This window comes from Pseudomonas umsongensis (genome assembly GCF_012647205.1).
Classification (GTDB): Bacteria; Pseudomonadota; Gammaproteobacteria; order Pseudomonadales; family Pseudomonadaceae; genus Aquipseudomonas; species Aquipseudomonas umsongensis.
The window spans coordinates 804,756-825,362 of the sequence record NZ_CP051487.1; the positions used below are offsets into that span (position 1 = coordinate 804,756).

The window sequence follows — 20,607 nt, forward strand, 5'->3', positions numbered from 1 at the left end:
ATGTCTTTCGCCAAGCTGGTTCAGAAGGTCAAATCCGAAATCGCTTTTTACAAAGGGCTGGCCAAGGATACCGAGGGAGCGTCGGGTATCGAGTACGCCATCGTCGCTGCCATGGTCGCGGTGGTGATTGCCGGGCTCAGTGGCGGTATGGGTACGACGATCACCACAATCTTTGGAAAAATCACCTCTGCAATGGTGGGTGCCCCCACCGGTGGTGGCGGCGGAAGTTAAGGTGACCGTCACTTGCTAATGCACAAGGTGGGTTCTAATGTCAGCGCTTAGTCTATTCCAGGTGTTGCCTATGAACGTTTCCGCACTGCCGCGCCAACAGCTTCTCTTGGTCGATGACGAAGAGGATGCGTTGCTTGAGCTGGCGGAATTGCTGGAGGGTGAAGGTTTCAATTGTTTCACCGCGACCTCGGTCAAGCTGGCGCTGCAGCACCTGACGCGCAATCCGGATATAGCGCTGGTCATCACCGACCTGCGCATGCCGGAGGAGAGCGGGATGTCGTTGATCAAGCGCTTGCGCGAGCACACGGCGCGCCAGCATTTGCCGGTGATCGTGATGTCCGGGCATGCCGACATGGAGGATGTCAGTGACATGCTGCGGTTGCAGGTTCTGGACCTGTTTCGCAAGCCGATCTATCACGTGCGGTTGCTGGAGACGCTCAATAACCTGTTCCCGCAGCCGCTGGGGGAGTTTGGCAGGCACTAAGTAGCTTGGTAAACGCATTGCCCTGTAGGAGCTGCCGCAGGCTGCGATCTTTTGATCTTCCCGGGGGCAAAACAAGATCAAAAGATCGCAGCCTGCGGCAGCTCCTACAGGAGCGAGATACATTCGCCAGGGTCAGGCAATCGGCCGCCAGTGGCCAACCATGTGCTCCAGATCACCAGCCCCGACCAGTTGCAGATCCCCGCTGGAACCTGCGGCGCTGGCCAGTAATGTCACCTCGCTGGGCAGGCGCACCGGCTTTTTGAATTGCACCACGATCTCGACGTTCGCGGCCGGCAGATGCTCGGCGAGGGCGGCCAGGGTGCGGGCCTTGTTCCATAAACCATGGGCAATCGCCGATGGAAAACCGAACATTTTGGCGCTGGCAGCACTCAAGTGAATCGGGTTGTAGTCGCCCGATACCTTGGCGTATTGCCGGCCGATGTCCGCGGGCGCTGTCCATTGGGCAACTTGCGTCAGTGCCAGCGTCGAGGCCAGTACCTCCTCGACGGGCTCGCCTTCAAGCTTCACGCCCCGGCACAGCATCTGGCTTTGCGCCTCCCAGAGCGGTCCCAATTGATCATCCAGCGTCGTCACCAGATCGAAGGTCGCGCCCTTCGCATGGGGTTGCAGGTTCTCCAGGCACACGCCGGCCCGCACCCGATGGACTCCGCCCATGGGCCGCAACACGCGGATGCGATTGCTCAGGTGAATCAGCCCCAGCAGCGGGAACGGAAAGTCCCGGGCGGTGAGCAATTGCATCTGCAAGGCGAATGCAAGGATGTGCGGGTAGGTGGGTGGCAGCAGGCTGTTGTCGGCGAAGCCGCAGACCTTGCGATAGGCCGCCAGGCGCTTTGGGTCGACATCGAGCCAGCAGCGCAAACCCGAATGGGGCAGGGTGGTGCCGGTGATTTTGCGCCGCGTCGCCGCCTGCACATACAGCCCCGGCAGGCTGGGTTCGCGGTTGAGTGTGTGCCAGTCGATGATCATGCCTAGGCCCCCAGAACGCTTTGCCCGCAGACACGCAATGCCTGGCCGGTGAATGCGCCCGTGCCGGGTTGCGCGAGCCAGGCCACTGCTTCGGCGACGTCTTGCGGCAGGCCACCCTGGCCCAGTGAGCTCATGCGTCGCCCGGCTTCGCGCAGGCCGAATGGAATGTGCGCGGTCATTTGCGTTTCGATGAAACCCGGGGCTACGGCGTTGATGCTGATGCCCCGCCCATGCAACAGCGGCGCCCAGGCCTGTGCCAGGCCAATCAGCCCGGCCTTGCTCGCCGCGTAGTTGGTTTGTCCGCGATTGCCCGCGATGCCGCTGATCGACGCCAGCAGGATCACCCGGCCATTGTCGCGCAGGGTGCCGCTATCGAGCAGGGCCTTGGTCAGCACTTGCGGGGCGTTGAGGTTGACGGCGAGCACTGCGTCCCAGAACTCCGGCGTCATGTTGGCCAGGGTTTTGTCCCGGGTGATGCCGGCGTTGTGCACCACGATGTCGATGCCGTCGGGCAACTGTTCCACCAACTCCGTCGCCGCATTCTCGGCGCAGATGTCCAGCGTGATACCACGCCCGCCGAGGCGTGCGGCGAGGGCGTCGAGATCGGTCCTGGCCGGGGGCACGTCGAGCAGGATGACTTCGGCACCGTCACGGGCCAGGGTTTCGGCGATGGCGGCGCCGATGCCACGCGCAGCGCCGGTGACCAGCGCCTTGCGCCCGGCCAGCGGCCGCGTCCAGTCCGTCACCTGGGTGTCGCAGGCCTGCAGGCCAATCACTTGCCCGGACACGAAGGCGCTTTTCGGTGAGAGGAAAAACCGTAGCGGTCCTTCCAGTTGATCCTCGGCACCCTCGCCAACGTGGATCAGCTGCAAAGTGCCACCGCTGCGCAGTTCCTTGGCCAGCGAGCGACTGAAACCTTCGAGGGCGCGCTGGGTGCTGGCGGCGAATGGGTCGCTCAAGGTCCGCGGGTCACGCCCCAGGATCACCAGGTGTGCACTGTGGTCGAGATTTTTCATCAGTGGCTGGAAGAATTCGCGCAGTTGCTTGAGCTGGTCGGTTTGCACAAGATCACTGGCATCGAATACCACCGCCTTTAGTTTCGGGCCGTGTCCGGGAATCCACGCGGCCGCCATCGAGGGATCGGTGCCGTAGGTGTAGATCGCGTCCGTCAGGCGGTTGGCGAAGGCGCTGACCTTTTCCGCCAATGGGCCGCCGCCAATCAGCAAAGCGCCTTCGACAGGGCGCAATCGGCCCGCTTGCCAGCGTTCCAGGCGTACCGGTGAAGGCAGGCCCATGGCACCGACCAGTCGATGGCCGATGGACGAATTGGCGAAGTCGATATAGCGGTCGGACATGGAACGCGCTCCAGCAGATGAGGTTCAAAGTGTGGACCATGAATGGCAATCAGTCGTTCGATTCACTGGAAAAGGCCTACGCTTGCGGGTAATGGCCTTCACAGAATAGGAAGCTTTTCATGACTCAGCTGCGTCGCGTCGCGATTATCGGCGGTAACCGGATACCCTTCGCTCGATCCAACGGGCCGTACGCCACCGCCAGTAACCAGGCCATGCTCACGGCCACGCTCGAAGGCCTGATCGAACGCTACAACCTGCATGGCCTGCGCCTTGGCGAAGTGGTCACCGGGGCCGTCCTCAAGTTGCCGCGGGACATGGCCCTGACGCGTGAGTGCGTGCTTGGTTCGCGACTGTCGCCCGCTACTCCGGCCTACGACATCCAGCAAGCTTGTGGCACCGGACTTGAAGCGGCGCTGCTGGTGGCTAACAAAATTGCCTTGGGACAAATCGACAGCGCCATTGCCGGTGGCGTCGATACCACCTCGGACGCGCCGATCAGTGTCAGCGACGGGTTGCGTAAGATTCTGCTGCAAGCCTATCGGGCCAACACGACCATTGAAAAACTCAAGCCCTTCCTGCAGTTGCGCCCCTGGCACCTGATCCCGGAGTTCCCGCGCAATGGCGAGCCGCGCACCGGAATGTCCATGGGCGAGCATTGCGAGTTGATGGCGCAGACCTGGAACATTCCTCGCGAAGAGCAGGATCAGCTGACGCTGCTGAGCCATCAGAATCTTGACGCGTCCTATGCCGAAGGTTGGCAAAATGATTTGATGACGCCGTTTCTTGGCCTCACCCGCGACAACAATTTACGCCCGGACCTGACGCTGGAAAAACTCGCCTCGCTCAAGCCCGTTTTCGAAAAAAGCGCAAAAGGCACCCTGACTCCCGGTAACTCCACGCCGCTGACCGATGGCGCCTCGCTAGTGCTGCTAGGCAGTGAGGAATGGGCGCAAGCACGTGGCTTGCCGATCCTGGCCTACCTGCGCGATGGCGAGACAGCGGCAGTGGATTTCGTCAATGGCGCCGAGGGCTTGTTGATGGCGCCGGTGTATGCCGTGCCAAGGTTGCTGGCGCGCAATGGCCTGACCTTGCAGGACTTCGATTACTACGAAATCCATGAAGCGTTCGCCGCGCAAGTGCTCTGCACCTTGAAGGCCTGGGAAGACCCCGAGTACTGCAAGACCCGCCTGGGCCTCGACGCGCCGCTGGGGGCCATCGACCGCAGCAAGCTCAATGTCAAAGGCAGTTCACTGGCGGCCGGGCACCCGTTTGCGGCCACGGGCGGTCGCATCCTCGCCAACCTGGCCAAGTTGCTTGATGCGGCGGGGAAGGGGCGTGGGCTTATCTCGATCTGCGCCGCAGGCGGCCAGGGGGTAACCGCCATCATCGAACGTTAACGATACCTGTAGGAGCCGGCTTGCTGGCGATGGCGATCCCTCGGACGCCATCGCCAGCAAGCCGGCTCCTACAGATAGGTTTAGTGTTGAATAGATCCGAGGCATGGCCTAACGTCGCCCCATCAGCCATCTCGCAACACAAGGCCGTTCAATGCCGACTAACGGACAGGTTTCCCTCGAACGCAGCATTCCACCGCTCATCACACTGCCACGTCCGCTGTATGCCCGGGTGGAGAGCCTCAATGCCGGGTCGTGGACGCCGTCCCATCGACACGACTGGGTGCAGTTTTCCTATGCCATCAGTGGTGTGCTCGGCGTGCACACCGCCGAGGGCAGTTTCTTCGCGCCGCCCCAGTGGGGAATCTGGATTCCGGCGGATCTCGATCATCAGGTCGTGACCTCGATGCGCGCCGAGATGCGCAGCCTGTATGTGCGTCGGGAAGATTGCGAGTGGGCGGACGGGCGTTGCCGGGTACTGGAAGTGACGCCGCTGGCCCGGGAGCTGATCAAGAGTTTCTGCCTGCTGCCAGTGGAATATCCACAGGGCGACAGCCCGCAAGCGCGGCTGGTGAGTGTATTGCTCGATCAGTTGGCGACGTTGCCGGAAGTCGGGTTTTCCCTGCCGTTGCCCCGTCATGAACGGTTGTTGGGGTTGTGCAACGAGCTGATCGAAAATCCCGAGCGCAATGTGACCTTGCACGAATGGGCCGAGCGCCTGGGTACATCGGAGAAAACCCTGATGCGCCTGTTCCAGCGGGAAACCGGGTTGAGTTTTCGTGGCTGGCGCCAGCGTATGCGTTTGTTGTCGTCGTTGAGTCTGCTGGAGGAGGGAGACAGCGTGACCAATGCCGCGCTGGCCTGTGGGTATGACTCGACGTCAGCGTTTATTGCGGCGTTCAAAAGCCTGTTCGGATTTACCCCGGGAGAGCTGTTCCGACAGTGAGGGCCGCTTCGCGAGCAGGCTCGCTCCCACAAGGGCAGTGCAAAACCCTGTGGGAGCGAGCCTGCTCGCGAATGGTCGCGAAGCGGGCACCGGGATTTCAATCAGGTACGGAAGCGGCGCACCAACCCATCCAGCTCATTCGACAACCCGGCCAGGCTCTGGGAATCCAGGCGCGCCGAGTTCGCCAGTTCCGCCACCAATTGCGCATCGCCATGGATCTGGCTGATGTGCCGGTTGATGTCTTCGGCCACTTGATGCTGTTGTTCCGCCGCCGTGGCAATCTGGGTGTTCATGTCGCGGATCACATCCACCGACTCGCGGATCTGCCCGAAACTGTTGCGCGCTTCGCCGATGCGCGTCACCGATTGCTGGGACACCTCCAGGCTCGCATGCATCTGCTGGGTCACCTGGCTGGTGCGCTTGGCCAGGTTGCCCAGCAGCCCGTCGATTTCTGCGGTGGAGTCGGCCGTGCGCTTGGCCAGCGCGCGTACTTCGTCGGCTACTACCGCAAAACCACGACCCTGTTCACCGGCCCGCGCCGCTTCGATGGCCGCGTTCAGTGCCAGCAGGTTGGTTTGCTCGGCGATTGAGCGAATGGTCCCCAGGATCGACTGGATATCATTGCTGTCGCGTTCCAGCTGTTGCATCGACTGCGCCGACTGTTCGATTTCCTGGCTCAGGCGATCGACACTGCTGACGGCCGCGTCAATCTGTTGCTGGCCTTCGCGGGCCTGGCGCTGCCCGCTGTCGGCGGACTCGGCCGCCTGGCTGCAGGAGCGCGCCACTTCGTTGGCGGTGGCGACCATTTCATGGAATGCCGTGGACACCATGTCCACCGCCTCACGCTGGCGCCCAGCGGCTTCGGCCATGTCGCTGGAGACCTGGGTCGAGCTCTTGGAGGTGGCCAGGATGCTGGTCGCGGCTCCACCGATGCTCTGGATCAGGTTGCGAATCGCGGTCAGGAACTGGTTGAACCAGTTGGCCAGTTGCGCGGTTTCGTCGCTGCCGCGGATTTGCAGGCTCTTGGTCAGGTCGCCTTCGCCCTGGGCGATGCCTTCCAGACCGTCGGCCACGCTGCGGATCGGTCGCACGATGACGCTGGCGAAACTGGCGCCGACAACGGCGAAAACCACGGCCAGTACCGCGGCGATGATGGCGATCAACCAGGTCAGTTGGGTGGCGGTGCTCATCACATCGCTCTGCTTGATCAAGCCGATGAAGGTCCAGCCCAACTGCTCGGACGGCCAGACGTTGGCCATGTAGCGCTCGCCATTGAGTTCAACCTCGACCAGGCCTTTGCCGGCCTTGGCCAGTTGCGCGTAGCCCTCGCCGAGGCTGCCCAGGGCTTTGAAGTTATGTTCCGGTTGTTTCGGGTCGACCAGCACGGTGCCGGAATTTTCCAGCAGCATCAGGTAGCCGGTCTCGCCGAGCTTGATCTGCTTGACCAGTTCGGTGAGCTGTTTGAGCGACACGTCGATGCTGACGACGCCACCGTTGGTGCCCAGCTTGTTGTCGATGGTGCGCACGGTGCTGACGTAGGACGTATCGTTTTCGGCCCAGTAATAGGCTTCGGTACGGAATGGCTTGCCCGGTTTGGCTTGGGCGGCCTTGTACCAGGGGCGCTGGCGTGGGTCGTAGTTGGCCAGTTTGGCATCGTCCGGCCACGACACGTAACCACCGGCCGCGGTGCCGAGGATGGCGTAGGCGTATGACGGATGGGCGTTGCCCAGGTCCTGCAGGAAGCCGAAGACTTTTTTGTCCATTTCCCCTTGGGGAATGCTGGCGGCGTTGGCGTTCATGTAGGTCTTGAGGCTGTCGTCGGAGTTCGTGATCAGCGGTTGCCTGGCCAGGTATTCGACGTTCTGGCTGATGCCGTCGAAAAACAGTTGCATCGCATTGCTGACCTGACGGATTTCGCGACCGCTGTTGTCGACGAATTCGTCCTTGGCATCGCTGCGCAAGTTCAGCACGACGAGGGTGGCGACCAGCACCACCGGCAAGCAGGCGATGATTGCAAACGCCCAGGTCAGTTTCTGTTTGATGTTCATCCGCGCTCCAGATTTTCTTGTAGGCCCACGCAGTGCAGATGACTCGCGGTTTTTTGGCAGCCGTAAACGTAATGGATCCCTGTTCCCTGAATGCGGCATCGTTATTGTTGTAAAAACGATTGTCGGACAAATCACTTTGTCACTTAGGACTTCGGCTGTTGCCTGCGGAAATTGAGGGCTGTTTTGAAAAATGACACGAACGGTACGTCGGCACCCCCTCCCCCGAATGGATGGATTGCCGTATAACGAAGGACTTTCGCGTGTTTGGTAATAAAGGACCCACAATAAAAGCTGATGAAGACTCCAAAACGCATTGAACCCCTGATCGAGGACGGTCTGGTCGACGAGGTGCTGCGCCCACTCATGAGTGGTAAAGAAGCAGCTGTTTATGTGGTGCGCTGCGGCAACCAGTTACGTTGCGCGAAAGTCTACAAGGAGGCGAATAAACGCAGTTTTCGTCAGGCGGCCGAGTATCAGGAAGGCCGCAAGGTGCGCAACAGCCGACAGGCCCGGGCCATGGCCAAGGGCTCCAAGTTCGGTCGCAAGGAAACCGAAGACGCTTGGCAGAACGCCGAAGTGGCGGCGCTGTTTCGCCTGGCCAATGCCGGTGTGCGGGTACCCAAGCCCTATGACTTCCTTGAGGGCGTGCTGCTCATGGAACTGGTGGCCGACGAGTACGGCGATGCGGCACCGCGCCTGAACGACGTGGTGCTGGAGCCGGACCAGGCGCGCGAGTATCACGCGTTCCTGATTTCGCAGATCGTGCTGATGCTGTGTACCGGCCTGGTGCACGGTGACCTGTCCGAGTTCAACGTGCTGTTGACCCCGACCGGCCCGGTGATCATCGACTTGCCGCAAGCGGTTGACGCGGCGGGCAACAACCACGCGTTCAGCATGCTGGAGCGGGACGTGGGCAACATGGCGTCCTATTTCGGACGGTTTGCGCCAGAGTTGAAAAAGACTCGGTACGCCAAGGAAATGTGGGCTTTGTACGAGGCGGGCACTTTGCACCCGGCCAGCGTCCTGACTGGCGAATTCGACGAGCCGGAAGAGCTGGCCGACGTCGGCGGCATCATGCGCGAGATCGAGGCCGCGCGCCTGGATGAAGAGCGCAAGCAAGCGGCGCGTGCCGCAGACGACACGCCACCGGGCAAAACCGAAGAGCCGCCTCCGCCCTGGATGCAGTGATCGGTTTTTTGTAGGTGCACATGATCGTTCCCACGCTCTGCGTGGGAATGCCGCCAGGGACGCTCCGCGTTCCGCTTCTGAATGTGACGCAGAGCGTCACGGGATGCATTCCCACGCAGAGCGTGGGAACGATCGTGGGCGATACGGTGTGTCACAGGCGCTTAAATATTCGACGGTTCTGCACAACACCCCGACTCCAGGCTCTTGAGAATCGGACAATCCGGCCGATGATCGCCCTGACAATGCTCGACCAGATCCTGCAACGTATCGCGCAGCTGCCCCAACTCGCGGATTTTCTGGTTCAACTCGTCGATATGCTGGCGGGCCAGGGCCTTCACATCGGCACTGGCCCGCTGGCGATCCTGCCAGAGGGTCAGCAGCTTGCAGACTTCTTCCAGGGAAAACCCCAGGTCCCGAGAGCGCTTGATGAACGCCAGCGTATGCAGGTCGTCGTCGCTGTAGACCCGATAACCGCTGTCGGTGCGATGCGCCGCCTTGAGCAAGCCAATGGACTCGTAGTAACGGATCATCTTTGCGCTCAGGCCGCTATGGCGGGCCGCTTGGCCGATGTTCATCGCTTGTCCTCCAGATCCTCGGGTTTCCAGGTTTTCAACAGTAGCGCATTGCTCACCACGCTCACACTCGACAACGCCATTGCCGCACCGGCGAGTACTGGGTTGAGGAATCCGAAGGCCGCCAGCGGAATGCCGATCAGGTTATAGACAAAGGCCCAGAACAGATTCTGGCGGATCTTCGCGTAGGTCTTGCGGCTGATTTCCAGCGCCGCGGGCACCAATCGCGGATCGCCGCGCATCAGGGTGATCCCGGCGGCGTGCATGGCCACGTCGGTACCGCCTCCCATGGCAATGCCGATATCCGCCGCGGCCAGTGCCGGCGCATCGTTGATGCCGTCGCCAACCATCGCCACCACACCGGTTTTCTTCAGCATGGCGACTTCGGCGGCTTTGTCTGCCGGCAGCACTTCGGCGTGTACATTCGTGATGCCCAGTGCATCGGCGACCACTTTGGCGCTGCCTCGGTTGTCGCCGGTCAGCAAGTGGCTGCTGATATGGCGTGCGCTGAGTTGTTGCACGGCTTGCAGCGCGCCAGGCTTGAGCGTGTCACCGAAAGCGAACAATCCCAGTACTCGCGGTGCCGGGCTTTGCTCGATCAGCCAGGACAGGGTCCGGCCTTCGGCTTCCCAGGCAGTTGCCGAATCGGCCAATTCACCTGCGCGCAATCCGCTTTCTTCCAATAGACGTCGATTACCCAGTGCCAGCCTACGGCCCTCAAGACTGCCGGCAATGCCGCGCCCTGTCAGGGACTGACTGTCGCTGACATCGGCCACGATCAGACCGCGTTGTGCGCACTCATCCAGCACAGCCTTGGCCAGCGGATGCTCACTGCCACGTTGCAAGGCGCCGGCCAGTTGCAGCAGGGCGGTTTCGTCACCGTCGATGGCGCTCAAGTGGGCGATGCGCGGGGTGCCAGAGGTCAGGGTTCCGGTTTTGTCGAACACCACTGCACTGACTTCATGGGCACGTTCCAGCGCTTCGGCGTCCTTGATCAGAATCCCATGCCGCGCCGCCACCCCGGTGCCGGCCATGATCGCCGTCGGCGTGGCCAAGCCCAGGGCACAAGGGCAGGCGATTACCAGCACCGCCACGGCATTGATCAGCGCGGTTTCCAGTGGCGCACCGTACAGCCACCAGCCAATCAGGGTAGCGAGTGCCAGCAGCAGCACAACCGGCACGAAGATCTGGCTGACTTTATCCACCAGTTTCTGGATCGGGGCCTTGGCCGCCTGAGCGTCCTCAACCAGTCGAATGATGCGAGCCAGCACCGTTTCCGCGCCAAGTGCCTGAGTGCGTACCAGCAGGCGACCTTCACCATTGATCGCGCCGCCCGTGACCTTGTCACCGGGTTGCTTGGGCACCGGCAGGCTTTCGCCGCTGATCAGCGCTTCGTCGGCATGGCTCTGGCCGTCGACCACTTCACCGTCCACCGGAAAGCGTTCGCCGGGTTTGACCAGTACCAGGTCATTGAGGCGCAAGGCGCTGATGGCGACTTCCTGCTCACGGCCGTCGACGACCTGGATCGCCCGCTCCGGGCGAAGCGCTTCCAGGGCGCGAATGGCGCTGGCAGTCTGGCGTTTGGCGCGGCTTTCCAGGTACTTGCCCAACAACACCAGGGCAATCACTACAGCCGAGGCTTCGAAATACAGGTGCGGCATGCGCCCGGCGGCGGTGGCCCATTCGTACACGCTCAAGCCATAACCGGCACTGGTGCCCAGCGCGACCAGCAGATCCATGTTGCCAGCGCCGGCACGCACGGCTTTCCAGGCGGCTACATAAAACCGTGCGCCAAAGATGAATTGCACCGGCGTGGCCAAGGCGAACTGCGCCCAGGCCGGAAGCATCCAGTGCACGCCGAACGGTTGCAGCAACATCGGCAAAACCAGGGGCAAGGCGAGGGCGATGGCTGCGATCAAGGCCCAGCGCTCGCGGTACAGTCGGGTTTGCTGCGTGTCGATATGTGGCTGATCGTCTTGCCAGACGCTGGCGACGTAACCGGCCTTGGTCACGGCACCGATCAGGGCTTGCGGATCGACTTGCCCGAACAGTTCCACATGAGCGCGTTCATTGGCCAGGTTAACGCTGACGCTCTTGACCCCCGCCACCTTGCTCAGTGCCCGTTCGACCCGGCCGACACAGGAGGCGCAGGTCATGCCGTCGATGCTCAATTCCAGGCGCTGCTGCGGCACGCTATAACCGGCTTTTTGCACGGCCTCCATCAAGGCCGGGAGGCTGTCGACCGGCGCTTGAACCCGGGCCTGCTCGGTGGCCAGGTTGACGCTGACGGCACTGGCGCCGACGACTTTGCTCAAGGCGCGCTCGACACGCCCGGCGCAGCTGGCACAGGTCATGCCGGCAATTGGCAGATCGAAAGTAATGGATTCGGACATCGGTCACGCTCCCTGTAGTAGTTGCCTACAGGATCAACCTTGCCATGCTGGCAAGGTCAAGCACCAAGATCAAAGTGCGATATCAACCTTGTAGGAGCGAGCCTGCTCGCGATGAACCCGAGAGCGCCGCGGGGTGTCAGGTTTCCAGCGTTATCGTTGACGACCTTCGTCGGAACGCCGCCCGGAGCATGCTCGCTCCTACAGGGGGATGTTTCAGTATCCGAGGCCTGCGCGCTTGAGATACATCCCATCCTGTGTCATCGCAATCCGGTATTTCAACATATCACCGGCCCTGAGCTGGATGTCTTGCGAACCCGGCGCCAACATGCCCGGGTTACACCCCGGCGCCTGGCCCGGCAGCAACTTCAAGCGCAGCGACACATTGCCCGGTGGCAAGTTGAACGAGGTGCTCTGCTCCTGGAACAGCCGCGCCGCCAGCTGGTCCTGGATGTACACGCCGATTTCGCAGCTGGTTGCGACTTCCAGGCGCTCGCGGGAAATGATCAGCACGCCATAATCCTCACCGGCGGCATTGACCGGGGCTGTGGCGGTGAAAAGGCTGAGCAGGCCTAACAGGCTGAAAGCTGACCAGCGCATGGCTGAATCTCCTAGGATCAAGACGTAGATGCACGCAGCTTGGCCGAGCGCGAAGCCGATTGCCAGCCCGGCAGGTTACTTCGGAACTTGACCTTGCCATGGGGGCAAGCTCGAGACTGTAGCTCACCTCATTCAAACACCTCAGTAAAGGAGTCATCCATGCAAGTGTTTAACGTTGAAGGCATGTCCTGCGGTCACTGCGTCAAGGCGATCACCCAGGCTGTGCAGGCCAAGGACCCGGCCGCGAGTGTGCGGGTCGACCTGGCGGCCAGGGAAGTCGGCGTCGAGAGTGCATTGAGCGCCGAGCAAGTGATCGAGCTCATCAGTGAAGAAGGCTACCGCGTGAAGCTGGCCTGAATTTTTTAATAGTTAGCGAGCTAACTTAATGTTCAAGGCGTCCATGCGCGGCTAGACTGTCGGGCTGCCGACTTCTGTCCCATTGGATGCCTGATGAATTTTCGCACAATCCTGATTCTTGGCGCCTTGAGCGCTTTCGGTCCGCTGGCGATCGATTTTTATCTGCCGGCGTTCCCGGCAATGGCGCTCGCCTTCGGCACCGACGAAAAACACGTTCAGCTGACATTGGCCGCCTATTTCCTCGGCTTGTCCATTGGTCAGCTGGCTTACGGCCCGGTGGCTGATCGGTTCGGGCGACGCATGCCGTTGCTGATTGGGGTCGGGCTGTTTACCGCCGCTTCGTTGGCGTGCGCGTATGCACCGAGCCTGGAGTGGCTGATCGGTGCGCGGTTCATCCAGGCACTGGGTGGTTGCGCAGGGATGGTGATCTCGAGGGCTGTGGTCAGCGACAAATGCGATGCGGTGGGCTCGGCAAAAGTCTTTTCGCAATTGATGCTGGTGATGGGGTTGGCGCCGATTCTTGCACCGATGCTCGGCGGTTTGCTGGTCAACACCACTGGCTGGCAGTCGATCTTCCTCGCGCTGACTGGTTTCAGTGCCCTGGCAGGGCTGGCCGTGGCACTGGGCCTGCCAGAAAGCATGCCCGCCCATTTGCCACGCCAACCCTTGGCGGGGGCGTTGCGCCAGTACGCACGTTTGCTCAAGGACCCGGTATACCTCGGCCATGCCCTGACGGGCGGTATCGCCATCGCCGGCATGTTCTCCTACATCGCCGGGTCGCCGTTCATCTTCATCAAGCTCTATGGCGTTCCGGCTGAACATTTTGGCTGGTTCTTCGGTGCCAACGCGGCGGGGTTCATCCTCGTGGCCCAAGTCAACGCGCGACTGTTGGCCAAGCGTGGTCCGGCGTTCCTGCTGACACGCACAGTGTGGATCTACCTCGGAGCCGGCTTGGCGTTGCTCGCCGTCAGTGCGCTGCACACCGCACAGCTTTGGCCGCTGCTGATTCCATTATTCGTCTGTATCGCCAGCCTCGGTTGCATTCTTCCCAATGCCTCGGCCTGCGCGATGAACGGCCAGGGTGCCCGCGCCGGCAGTGCTTCGGCCATGCTCGGGTGCCTGCAATTCAGTGTCGCAGCAGGCGCTGCGGCGCTGGTCGGTGTGTTGCACGACGGCACCGCCATGCCGATGGCCATGGTCATCAGCCTGTGCGGGATTCTGGTGGTGAGCGCGGCGCTGCTCACCCGACGTATACAAAATGCCCGGGCGTTGGTGCAAGTCCAGGTTTGAGGACTGACTCAGCCAACAGCGCGCTGTTGGCGGTCGGGTATCTGGTGCGGGGCGTGTAGGCGCGCTTCAAGGGTATTGGTGAAGGCGCGGGCTTCGGCTTCGCTGCGGAAGGTGACGGCATGTTGATCCAGGCGGACCTGCCACTGGGACTTTGCCAATTCTTTTATCAGGATCTTCATTACTGACCTCCTCAAGTAAAAGATTTCTCGCAGAGGCTTCGATTGTAGTCCTGAATACGAGCGCGATTGTGACAAGGCTCAACTCTCGGACTGACGGTTTGTAACAAAAAACATCGCAGTCCGAGAGCAGCCTTCGGCAGCTCCTGCAGTCGCTTAAAACCCTTCCAGCACAATCTTGCCCTTGGATTTTCCGCTTTCCAGCAGTGCATGGGCACGCCGCAGGTTCGCCGCGTTGATGATGCCGAAATGTTCGCCAACCGTGGTTTTCAGAGTGCCGGCGTCGATCAGCTCGGCTACCCGGTTGAGCAATTTGTGCTGTTCAATCATGTCCGCGGTTTCGAACAGTGAGCGGGTGTACATGAACTCCCAGTGCAGTGACAGGCTCTTGCGCTTGAGCTTGGTCACGTCGAGGCTTTTCGGGTCGTCGATCAGTGCCAGCTTGCCTTGTGGTGCCAACGCCTCGACCAGTTGATCCAGGTGATGATCGGTTTGGGTCAGGCTGGCGACATGGGTCACCTGATCGATGCCGGCCTGTTTGAGGGCCTGTGCCAGTGGCTGGCTGTGATCGATCACCTGATCGGCTCCCAGCGCTTTCACCCAGCTTTGGGTCTGCGGGCGCGAAGCGGTACCGATCACATTCAGGCCCGTGAGCTGTTTGGCCAGTTGCGTGAGGATCGAACCGACGCCGCCGGCCGCACCGACGATCAACAGGCTCTGGCCTTCAACGGTCTTGCCTTCGTGCACCTGCAGGCGCTCGAACAGCAACTCCCACGCGGTAATGGCCGTCAACGGCAGGGCGGCGGCCTCGGCGAAACCCAGGGTGTTCGGCATATGGCCGACGATTCGTTCATCCACCACGTGCAGCTCGCTGTTACCGCCGGCACGGGCGATGGAGCCGGCGTAGAAGACCTTGTCGCCGGCCTTGAACAATGTCACTTCGCTGCCGACCGACTTGACCACGCCGGCCACGTCCCACCCCAGCACTTTAGCCGCGCCGGCTTCAGGCTGGACGTTCTGCCGGACCTTGGTGTCCACCGGGTTCACCGAGATGGCCTTGACCTCCACCAGCAGGTCGCGGGGGCCAGCGACTGGCTCCGGCAGTTCGATGTCTTGCAGGGCGTTTTCATCGCTGATCGGCAACGAGGCGTAGTAGGCAACGGCTTTCATTGGAAGGCTCCCAAATAACTATCTGAATTAAGATTCGATGGGATGGATGATTGGCTATTTCTAAGGAAGATAAAACCCGCTAAAAGAGCAGTCTCTTTCAATGTTTTTTTGATAATGAAGGCTCACATGCTGCGGTTCGATGATTTGCAGTTGTTCGTCCGTGCGGCGGACCTGGGCAGCCTGTCCGCGGCCGCACGGGGCATGGACATGTCGGCAGCAGTGGCGAGCGCGGCGTTGAAGCGCATCGAACAGCAACTGGGCGCCCGCCTGCTGGCCCGCTCGACCCGCAGCCTGCGCCTGACCGCAGAAGGCGAAGGTTTTCTGGAGTACGCTCGGGCGGCCTTGAGTCATCTCGACGAAGGCCGGCGTCTGTTGGCCAGCGGTCAGGATCAGGTCAGCGGCGTCTTGCAGTTGTCCGCGCCTTCGGACTTTGGGCGCAACCTGCTGCTGCCCTGGCTGGATGAGTTTCAGCGCGAGCACCCGAAGCTAACCGTGCGCTTGCTGCTGGGCGACCGCATCGCCGATCTGTTCCGCCAGCCAGTGGACATCGCCCTGCGCTACGGCGAGCCGGAAGATTCCAGCCTGGTGGCGCTACCCATCGCCCCACACAATCGTCGAGTGCTGTGTGCCGCGCCCGAATACCTCGCCCGGCGTGGCGAGCCACGCCAACTGGAGCAACTGGCCCAGCACAATTGCCTGCTGTTCATGCTGGGCAGCCGGGTTCACGATCACTGGAGTTTTCATGACGGCAAGCGCGAGGTCGGCCTGACCGTCGGTGGCGATCGTTTCAGTGACGATGCCGATGTCGTGCGCCTGTGGGCGCTGGCAGGGGCCGGGATCGCTTACAAATCCTGGCTTGATGTGGCCAACGATGTGTTAGCGGGGCGCTTGAAAGTGCTGATGCCGGAACTGCTCTGTGAGCGCGCACCGCTGAATCTGTTGTGCGCCCATCGCGCACAGTTGAGTAAGCCGGTGAACCTTTTGCGGGAAATGCTTGCCAGCCGATGCGCCCATTTGAGTAGTCATTTTCCGGGATTATCGGGTTTCGATCATTAGTCTCAGGCAAAAAGCGAAATTTCCCTCAGGAACTATCAGCATCGGCGGTTTGCGGGGGGCAGGATCTGGCGGCCAACCGGCCTATACTGATGCTTGCCTGGTGAACGCACCACCGATCGCAAGGGCGAGCCCGGTTTATGGCAGTTTCCACGTTTGGCCGACAGCACATGACGGGTCAAGATATCTCTGAGCAGCAGGACGATACGATTCAACAGGGAGTGAATACATGGAACATGCACCTTGCATTAGCCAGATAGCCACGTTGCTGGCTGACCCGAAGCGCAGCGCAATGATGTGGGCCTTGATGGACGGATCGGCTCGACATACTGAAGAATTGGCATTGATGGCCGGGCTGTCACCGTCTTCGGCGAGTGCGCACCTGGCGCGGTTGTCCGCCGGAGGCCTGTTGAAAGTAGAAACCCGTGGGCGAAAGCGCTTCTTCCGCCTGACAGCACCCGAAATCGGTGCCGCGATCGAAGCCCTGGCCAGCGCCACGCTGGCCAGCACACCGCAGGATATCCCGGACATATTCAAACGCGCCGCCCCCTTGGCCAAACCTCAGCCGAGGGGTTCATCGCTGTTGCGTGCGCGGCTGTGTGAGGACCACTTGGGTGGCACCCTGGCCGCCGATCTGTACCAGCGCCTGCTGGAGGCCGGCTGGATCGAGCAGTTCGACCAGCGGGTCACGATCACCCTCAAGGGCTCGACGCAGCTGGCGTCACGCGGTGTCTTCATTCAGGCGCTGGCCCATCGCAACGGCAAGGTTGCCTGTGCGTGTCCCGACTGGAGCGAAAGACGGCCGCACCTGGGCGGTGCCTTGGGTGCGGCGTTGCTGCAGCTGTTCATGCAGTCCGGTTGGCTGAACTTGCCCGTGGATTCTCGTGCCCTGCAGCTTACCGCCGCCGGGCAGAAAGAAATTCACCGTTTCGCCAGGCAGACCGAGCTGGAAATGGCCTTGTAGGAGACCCGGTAGATATCAGGGTTTGACCAACCGGGCATCCAGGCTGTTCTGCGCCAGGCGTTTGGCCTGGTCCTGGGTCATGCCCAGGTCGGTATACAGGGCATGGAAGTTTTCGGTGACGTAACCGCCGAAGTACGCCGGGTCATCGGAGTTCACGGTCACTTTCACGCCACGCTCGAGCATGTCGAGAATATTGTGCTGCGACATGTGATCAAACACACAGAGCTTGGTGTTGGACAGTGGGCACACGGTCAGCGGGATCTGCTCATCGATGATGCGCTGCATCAAGCGCTCGTCTTCGATGGCGCGCACGCCATGGTCGATGCGCTGGATTTTCAACAGGTCGAGGGCTTCCCAGATGTACTCGGGTGGGCCCTCTTCACCGGCGTGGGCGACCGTCAGGAAACCTTCGCCACGGGCGCGGTCGAACACGCGTTGAAATTTGCTCGGTGGGTGCCCCATCTCGGAGCTGTCCAGGCCCACGGCGACAAACGCATCGCGGAACGGCAGCGCCTGGTCGAGGGTCTTCTGCGCCTGCTCTTCGCTCAAATGGCGCAGGAAGCTCAAAATCAAACCGCTGGTGATTCCCAGTTGTTGCTCACCGTCCTTCAACGCTGCGGCGATGCCATTGAGCACCACTTCGAATGGAATGCCACGGTCGGTGTGGGTCTGCGGGTCGAAGAACGGTTCGGTGTGAATCACGTTCTGCGCCTTGCAGCGCAAGAGATAGGCCCAGGTCAGGTCGTAGAAATCCTGGGAAGTGCGCAGCACGTCGGCACCCTGGTAGTACAGGTCGAGGAATTCTTGCAGGTTATTGAAGGCGTAGGCCTTGCGCAGGGTTTCGACATCGCTCCACGGCAGGGCGATCTTGTTGCGTTCGGCCAGGGCAAACAGCAGTTCGGGTTCCAGCGAACCTTCCAGGTGCAGGTGCAGTTCGGCCTTGGGCAGGGCGTTCAGCCAGTCGTACATAATTCTGTTCTCATCAGGTGCAATGGCGCCATTCTACAGATGCTCGTCGCAACAATTGATAAAACCTGACCAGGCGGTTCATTCCAACGCCTCCTGTTCCCGTCGATAAGCGTAGGTATCGGCGAAACGTGAGAGTAGGAACTGGGCGCAAGTGGTGGCCGGGTATTTTGCCGCCTGCTGTTCATCCTGGCATCCGGGCAGGCATTCGATGCGGGTATCGGGGTGTGGCTCGGCAAAGAATGGCATCGAGTAACGATCCACGCCCAATGGGCTGATCACCCTGTGCGGCGTTGACAGGTAACGGTCGTTGCTCCAGCGCGCCATCATGTCACCGAGATTGACCACGAACGTCCCTTCGATCGGCGGGGCATCGATCCATTCGCCTTTTACGTTCCTGACTTGCAAGCCACCGGCGGCATCCTGGTAGAGCAGGGTGATACAGCCGTAATCGGTGTGAGCGCCGGCGCCTTGTTGCTCCCGGGAAGTGGCGGTGTGTCGCGGCGGGTAGTGAATCATGCGCAATACGCTGACCGGTTCACGAAAGCGCGTGTCGAAAAAATCCCGCTCGATGCCGAGCGCCAACGTCATTGCCCGCAACAAGGTTTGCGCAAGTGCCTGCATGTCGACGTAGTGTTGCTCCATCAGCGCCTCCCAACCCGGCATCGATGGATGGCGGTTGGGGCCGCGCAACGGTTTTTCTGCCAGCACATCGGGATGGTCGAGCGGCAGGTGCAGGCCCATGTCGAAAGTTTCTTTCAGGTCGCTGGGTTTACTCGGGTCCAGTTGTTCGGTGGCAATAGCGCCATAGCCGCGATGGTGACGGGTCTGGGTGATATCGATCTTGAGCTTCTCGGCAGTTGGCAGGGCGAAGAAACGCTTGGCGCTGTCGAGCACGGCGTCGATGCGCGCGGCGCTGATCGGGTGACCCTTGATGTAGAAAAAGCCCCATTCGCGGCAGGCGTGGTCGATTTGCTTTGCCACGGTTGCCCAGGCGCTTTGGTCGTCGGTGTAGAGCGGGGCGATGTCGATGATGGGAAGACTGTTCATACACAATCCTGAGAGCGTTGAAAATCCCTGTAGGAGCTGCCGCAGGCTGCGATCTTTTGATCTTGATCTGATAAAAAATCAAAAGATCGCAGCCTGCGGCAGCTCCTACACGGGGTGGGGTACTACTTGGGCATCTCCGCCTTCATGCCTTCCACGTAATAATTCATCGATGCCAGTTCCGTATTCGTCGCGCTGACACCCGCAGGTATTTTCTCGACCCCGGCCTGGTCCTTGATCGGCCCGGTAAACGGCTGCAACGTGCCGCTCTTGATGTCGGCGATGATCTGCTCCGCTTCAGTCTTCACCGCCGCCGGTACCAGATCGCTGATCGGCAGTTCAACGGTGCCTTCCTTGAGGCCACCCCAGTAATCCTGGGTTTTCCAGCTGTGGTCGATCACGCTTTGGGTTGCTTGAAGGTAATGCGGCGCCCAGTCGTTGACGATGGAGGTCAGTACCGCCTTGGGGCCGAAGTGCGCCATGTCCGAAGCGTAGCCCACCGCATACACGCCGCGACGTTCAGCCGCCTGGATCGGCGCCGGGCTGTCGGTGTGCTGGAACACCACGTCCACGCCCTGGTCGATCAGCGCGTTGGCGGCATCGGCTTCCTTGCCCGGATCGAACCAGGAATTGACCCACACCACTTTGATTTCAGTGCCCGGGCTGTACTTGTTCAGGGCCAGTTGAATGGCGTTGATGTCGCGGATCACTTCCGGGATCGGGAACGAGGCGACGTAGCCGATCTTTTTGCTTTTGGTCATCTTTGCCGCAAGGAAACCGCCGACGTAGCGACCTTCATAAGTGCGCGCCAGGTAGGTGCCCAGGTTCTTGTCCTGCTTGTAGCCGGTGGCGTGTTCGAACGTCACATTGGGAAACTGTTTGGCGACCTTGAGTGTCGGGTTCATGTAGCCGAATGAGGTCGTGAAGATCAGGTCGTACTTGTCCTTGGCCATGTTGCGGATCACTCGCTCGGCGTCCGCGCCTTCGGCAACGTTTTCCACATAGTTGGTGGTGATTCGGTCGCCAAGCTTTTGCGCCAGTGCCTGGCGTCCCTGTTCATGCTGGTACGTCCAGCCGTGGTCACCGATAGGACCAATGTAGACAAAGCCTACTTTCAGTGGCTCAGCGGCAAAGGCGCCGAGGCTGATCCCGAGGCCGATGGCGGCGCACAGCAGTTTGTGCAGTGGACGTATTTGCATGAATTCGAACTCCCTTTTGTTGTGTGTGGAGAGGGTCAATGCAAAAGCCTGACCAACCGGACAACAAATGCCAGGGAAACCGTGTGATGGCTATCGCGAGCAGGCTCGCTCCCACATGGAAACGCGATTACCTGTGGGAGCGAGCCTGCTCGCGATGAGGGCTGCAAGGTCGAAAAAAGTGCATGACCTT

The 20,607-nt window shown here is 61.0% G+C and carries 20 protein-coding genes and 1 pseudogene; 9 read left to right on the plus strand and 12 right to left on the minus strand.

From position 1 onward, the window contains the following. Together HGP31_RS03510 and HGP31_RS03515 are read left to right on the plus strand one after the other, a co-directional pair. The gene (locus tag HGP31_RS03510) at window positions 1-231 is read left to right on the plus strand and encodes a Flp family type IVb pilin (RefSeq protein WP_168757183.1); all 231 of its coding nucleotides are present in this window, start codon (window positions 1-3) and stop codon (window positions 229-231) included. A 70-nt stretch (window positions 232-301) separates the two neighbouring features. Then, a complete protein-coding gene (locus HGP31_RS03515) occupies window positions 302-715 on the plus strand; it encodes a response regulator (protein ID WP_033044770.1) in 414 nt (137 codons plus the stop codon). A 132-nt stretch (window positions 716-847) separates the two neighbouring features. On the opposite strand, the gene HGP31_RS03520 is transcribed toward HGP31_RS03515, so the two are convergent. Both HGP31_RS03520 and HGP31_RS03525 read right to left on the minus strand, forming a co-directional pair. Continuing rightward, on the minus strand, window positions 848-1,702 hold the full coding sequence (locus HGP31_RS03520; protein WP_168757184.1) for a MaoC family dehydratase: 855 nt from the start codon (window positions 1,700-1,702) through the stop codon (window positions 848-850). A 2-nt stretch (window positions 1,703-1,704) separates the two neighbouring features. After that, window positions 1,705-3,057 carry a 3-oxoacyl-ACP reductase gene (locus HGP31_RS03525; protein ID WP_083350087.1) on the minus strand — a complete coding sequence of 451 codons (1,353 nt, stop codon included), beginning with the start codon at window positions 3,055-3,057 and terminating at the stop codon, window positions 1,705-1,707. Window positions 3,058-3,176: 119 nt separating this feature from the next. Between HGP31_RS03525 and HGP31_RS03530 the strand changes: the two genes are divergently transcribed. Next, a complete protein-coding gene (locus tag HGP31_RS03530; protein ID WP_020799209.1) occupies window positions 3,177-4,454 on the plus strand; it encodes an acetyl-CoA C-acetyltransferase in 1,278 nt (425 codons plus the stop codon). Between the two features lie 151 nt (window positions 4,455-4,605). Further along, window positions 4,606-5,397 carry an AraC family transcriptional regulator gene (locus HGP31_RS03535; RefSeq protein ID WP_168757185.1) on the plus strand — a complete coding sequence of 264 codons (792 nt, stop codon included), beginning with the start codon at window positions 4,606-4,608 and terminating at the stop codon, window positions 5,395-5,397. 101 nt (window positions 5,398-5,498) lie between these two features. Here the strand turns inward: HGP31_RS03535 and HGP31_RS30885 are convergent, their stop codons facing one another. After that, on the minus strand, window positions 5,499-6,266 hold the full coding sequence (locus HGP31_RS30885; RefSeq protein WP_404821821.1) for a methyl-accepting chemotaxis protein: 768 nt from the start codon (window positions 6,264-6,266) through the stop codon (window positions 5,499-5,501). Window positions 6,267-6,356: 90 nt separating this feature from the next. Next, window positions 6,357-7,544, minus strand: a pseudogene (locus HGP31_RS30890) (cache domain-containing protein); the annotation flags it as partial. A gap of 195 nt (window positions 7,545-7,739) precedes the next feature. Here HGP31_RS30890 and HGP31_RS03545 point away from each other — a divergent pair. Continuing rightward, window positions 7,740-8,633, plus strand: a complete 894-nt coding sequence (locus HGP31_RS03545; RefSeq protein WP_020796349.1) for a PA4780 family RIO1-like protein kinase — start codon at window positions 7,740-7,742, stop codon at window positions 8,631-8,633. A 161-nt stretch (window positions 8,634-8,794) separates the two neighbouring features. Here the strand turns inward: HGP31_RS03545 and cueR are convergent, their stop codons facing one another. From cueR to HGP31_RS03560, 3 genes are all read right to left on the minus strand, one after another. Beyond that, on the minus strand, window positions 8,795-9,208 hold the full coding sequence (cueR, locus tag HGP31_RS03550; protein WP_168757186.1) for a Cu(I)-responsive transcriptional regulator: 414 nt from the start codon (window positions 9,206-9,208) through the stop codon (window positions 8,795-8,797). Then, entirely contained in the window at window positions 9,205-11,598 is a 2,394-nt protein-coding gene (locus HGP31_RS03555) for a heavy metal translocating P-type ATPase (protein ID WP_033045079.1), read from the minus strand. Before HGP31_RS03555 ends, cueR begins: the two co-directional genes overlap by 4 nt. 213 nt (window positions 11,599-11,811) lie before the next feature. Further along, entirely contained in the window at window positions 11,812-12,195 is a 384-nt protein-coding gene (locus HGP31_RS03560) for a hypothetical protein (protein WP_020796346.1), read from the minus strand. A 159-nt stretch (window positions 12,196-12,354) separates the two neighbouring features. Between HGP31_RS03560 and HGP31_RS03565 the strand changes: the two genes are divergently transcribed. Beyond that, on the plus strand, window positions 12,355-12,552 hold the full coding sequence (locus HGP31_RS03565; protein ID WP_020796345.1) for a heavy-metal-associated domain-containing protein: 198 nt from the start codon (window positions 12,355-12,357) through the stop codon (window positions 12,550-12,552). A 93-nt stretch (window positions 12,553-12,645) separates the two neighbouring features. After that, window positions 12,646-13,842, plus strand: coding sequence for a multidrug effflux MFS transporter (locus HGP31_RS03570; RefSeq protein WP_020796344.1), 1,197 nt, complete (start codon window positions 12,646-12,648; stop codon window positions 13,840-13,842). A gap of 8 nt (window positions 13,843-13,850) precedes the next feature. Here the strand turns inward: HGP31_RS03570 and HGP31_RS03575 are convergent, their stop codons facing one another. Together HGP31_RS03575 and HGP31_RS03580 are read right to left on the minus strand one after the other, a co-directional pair. Continuing rightward, window positions 13,851-14,021 (minus strand): hypothetical protein, encoded by a 171-nt coding sequence (locus HGP31_RS03575; RefSeq protein ID WP_008066222.1) that lies wholly within the window; start codon window positions 14,019-14,021, stop codon window positions 13,851-13,853. A gap of 153 nt (window positions 14,022-14,174) precedes the next feature. Then, complete coding sequence (locus HGP31_RS03580; protein ID WP_020796343.1) at window positions 14,175-15,188, minus strand: zinc-binding alcohol dehydrogenase family protein; 1,014 nt, start codon at window positions 15,186-15,188, stop codon at window positions 14,175-14,177. A 126-nt stretch (window positions 15,189-15,314) separates the two neighbouring features. Here HGP31_RS03580 and HGP31_RS03585 point away from each other — a divergent pair, with 126 nt between their 5' ends. Both HGP31_RS03585 and HGP31_RS03590 read left to right on the plus strand, forming a co-directional pair. Next, window positions 15,315-16,244: a LysR family transcriptional regulator gene (locus HGP31_RS03585; RefSeq protein WP_020796342.1), complete on the plus strand. Its 930-nt coding sequence runs from the start codon at window positions 15,315-15,317 to the stop codon at window positions 16,242-16,244. 226 nt (window positions 16,245-16,470) lie between these two features. Continuing rightward, on the plus strand, window positions 16,471-17,205 hold the full coding sequence (locus HGP31_RS03590; protein WP_020796341.1) for an ArsR/SmtB family transcription factor: 735 nt from the start codon (window positions 16,471-16,473) through the stop codon (window positions 17,203-17,205). Window positions 17,206-17,220: 15 nt separating this feature from the next. Here the strand turns inward: HGP31_RS03590 and HGP31_RS03595 are convergent, their stop codons facing one another. The 3 genes from HGP31_RS03595 to HGP31_RS03605 form a co-directional block, all read right to left on the minus strand. Then, window positions 17,221-18,174: an adenosine deaminase gene (locus HGP31_RS03595; protein WP_020796340.1), complete on the minus strand. Its 954-nt coding sequence runs from the start codon at window positions 18,172-18,174 to the stop codon at window positions 17,221-17,223. A gap of 78 nt (window positions 18,175-18,252) precedes the next feature. Continuing rightward, window positions 18,253-19,221 carry a 2-oxoglutarate and iron-dependent oxygenase domain-containing protein gene (locus tag HGP31_RS03600; protein WP_168757187.1) on the minus strand — a complete coding sequence of 323 codons (969 nt, stop codon included), beginning with the start codon at window positions 19,219-19,221 and terminating at the stop codon, window positions 18,253-18,255. Between the two features lie 122 nt (window positions 19,222-19,343). Further along, on the minus strand, window positions 19,344-20,417 hold the full coding sequence (locus HGP31_RS03605; protein ID WP_168757188.1) for a BMP family ABC transporter substrate-binding protein: 1,074 nt from the start codon (window positions 20,415-20,417) through the stop codon (window positions 19,344-19,346). Between the last annotated feature and the right edge of the window lie 190 nt (window positions 20,418-20,607).

Coding starts and splice junctions, on each gene's coding strand:
- HGP31_RS03510 (WP_168757183.1), top strand. CDS start 1: ATGTCTTTCGCCAAGCTGGTTCAGAAGGTCAAATCCGAAATCGCTTTT.
- HGP31_RS03515 (WP_033044770.1), top strand. CDS start 302: ATGAACGTTTCCGCACTGCCGCGCCAACAGCTTCTCTTGGTCGATGAC.
- HGP31_RS03520 (WP_168757184.1), bottom strand. CDS start 1,702: ATGATCATCGACTGGCACACACTCAACCGCGAACCCAGCCTGCCGGGG.
- HGP31_RS03525 (WP_083350087.1), bottom strand. CDS start 3,057: ATGTCCGACCGCTATATCGACTTCGCCAATTCGTCCATCGGCCATCGA.
- HGP31_RS03530 (WP_020799209.1), top strand. CDS start 3,177: ATGACTCAGCTGCGTCGCGTCGCGATTATCGGCGGTAACCGGATACCC.
- HGP31_RS03535 (WP_168757185.1), top strand. CDS start 4,606: ATGCCGACTAACGGACAGGTTTCCCTCGAACGCAGCATTCCACCGCTC.
- HGP31_RS30885 (WP_404821821.1), bottom strand. CDS start 6,266: ATGGCCGAAGCCGCTGGGCGCCAGCGTGAGGCGGTGGACATGGTGTCC.
- HGP31_RS03545 (WP_020796349.1), top strand. CDS start 7,740: ATGAAGACTCCAAAACGCATTGAACCCCTGATCGAGGACGGTCTGGTC.
- cueR (WP_168757186.1), bottom strand. CDS start 9,208: ATGAACATCGGCCAAGCGGCCCGCCATAGCGGCCTGAGCGCAAAGATG.
- HGP31_RS03555 (WP_033045079.1), bottom strand. CDS start 11,598: ATGTCCGAATCCATTACTTTCGATCTGCCAATTGCCGGCATGACCTGT.
- HGP31_RS03560 (WP_020796346.1), bottom strand. CDS start 12,195: ATGCGCTGGTCAGCTTTCAGCCTGTTAGGCCTGCTCAGCCTTTTCACC.
- HGP31_RS03565 (WP_020796345.1), top strand. CDS start 12,355: ATGCAAGTGTTTAACGTTGAAGGCATGTCCTGCGGTCACTGCGTCAAG.
- HGP31_RS03570 (WP_020796344.1), top strand. CDS start 12,646: ATGAATTTTCGCACAATCCTGATTCTTGGCGCCTTGAGCGCTTTCGGT.
- HGP31_RS03575 (WP_008066222.1), bottom strand. CDS start 14,021: ATGAAGATCCTGATAAAAGAATTGGCAAAGTCCCAGTGGCAGGTCCGC.
- HGP31_RS03580 (WP_020796343.1), bottom strand. CDS start 15,188: ATGAAAGCCGTTGCCTACTACGCCTCGTTGCCGATCAGCGATGAAAAC.
- HGP31_RS03585 (WP_020796342.1), top strand. CDS start 15,315: ATGCTGCGGTTCGATGATTTGCAGTTGTTCGTCCGTGCGGCGGACCTG.
- HGP31_RS03590 (WP_020796341.1), top strand. CDS start 16,471: ATGGAACATGCACCTTGCATTAGCCAGATAGCCACGTTGCTGGCTGAC.
- HGP31_RS03595 (WP_020796340.1), bottom strand. CDS start 18,174: ATGTACGACTGGCTGAACGCCCTGCCCAAGGCCGAACTGCACCTGCAC.
- HGP31_RS03600 (WP_168757187.1), bottom strand. CDS start 19,221: ATGAACAGTCTTCCCATCATCGACATCGCCCCGCTCTACACCGACGAC.
- HGP31_RS03605 (WP_168757188.1), bottom strand. CDS start 20,417: ATGCAAATACGTCCACTGCACAAACTGCTGTGCGCCGCCATCGGCCTC.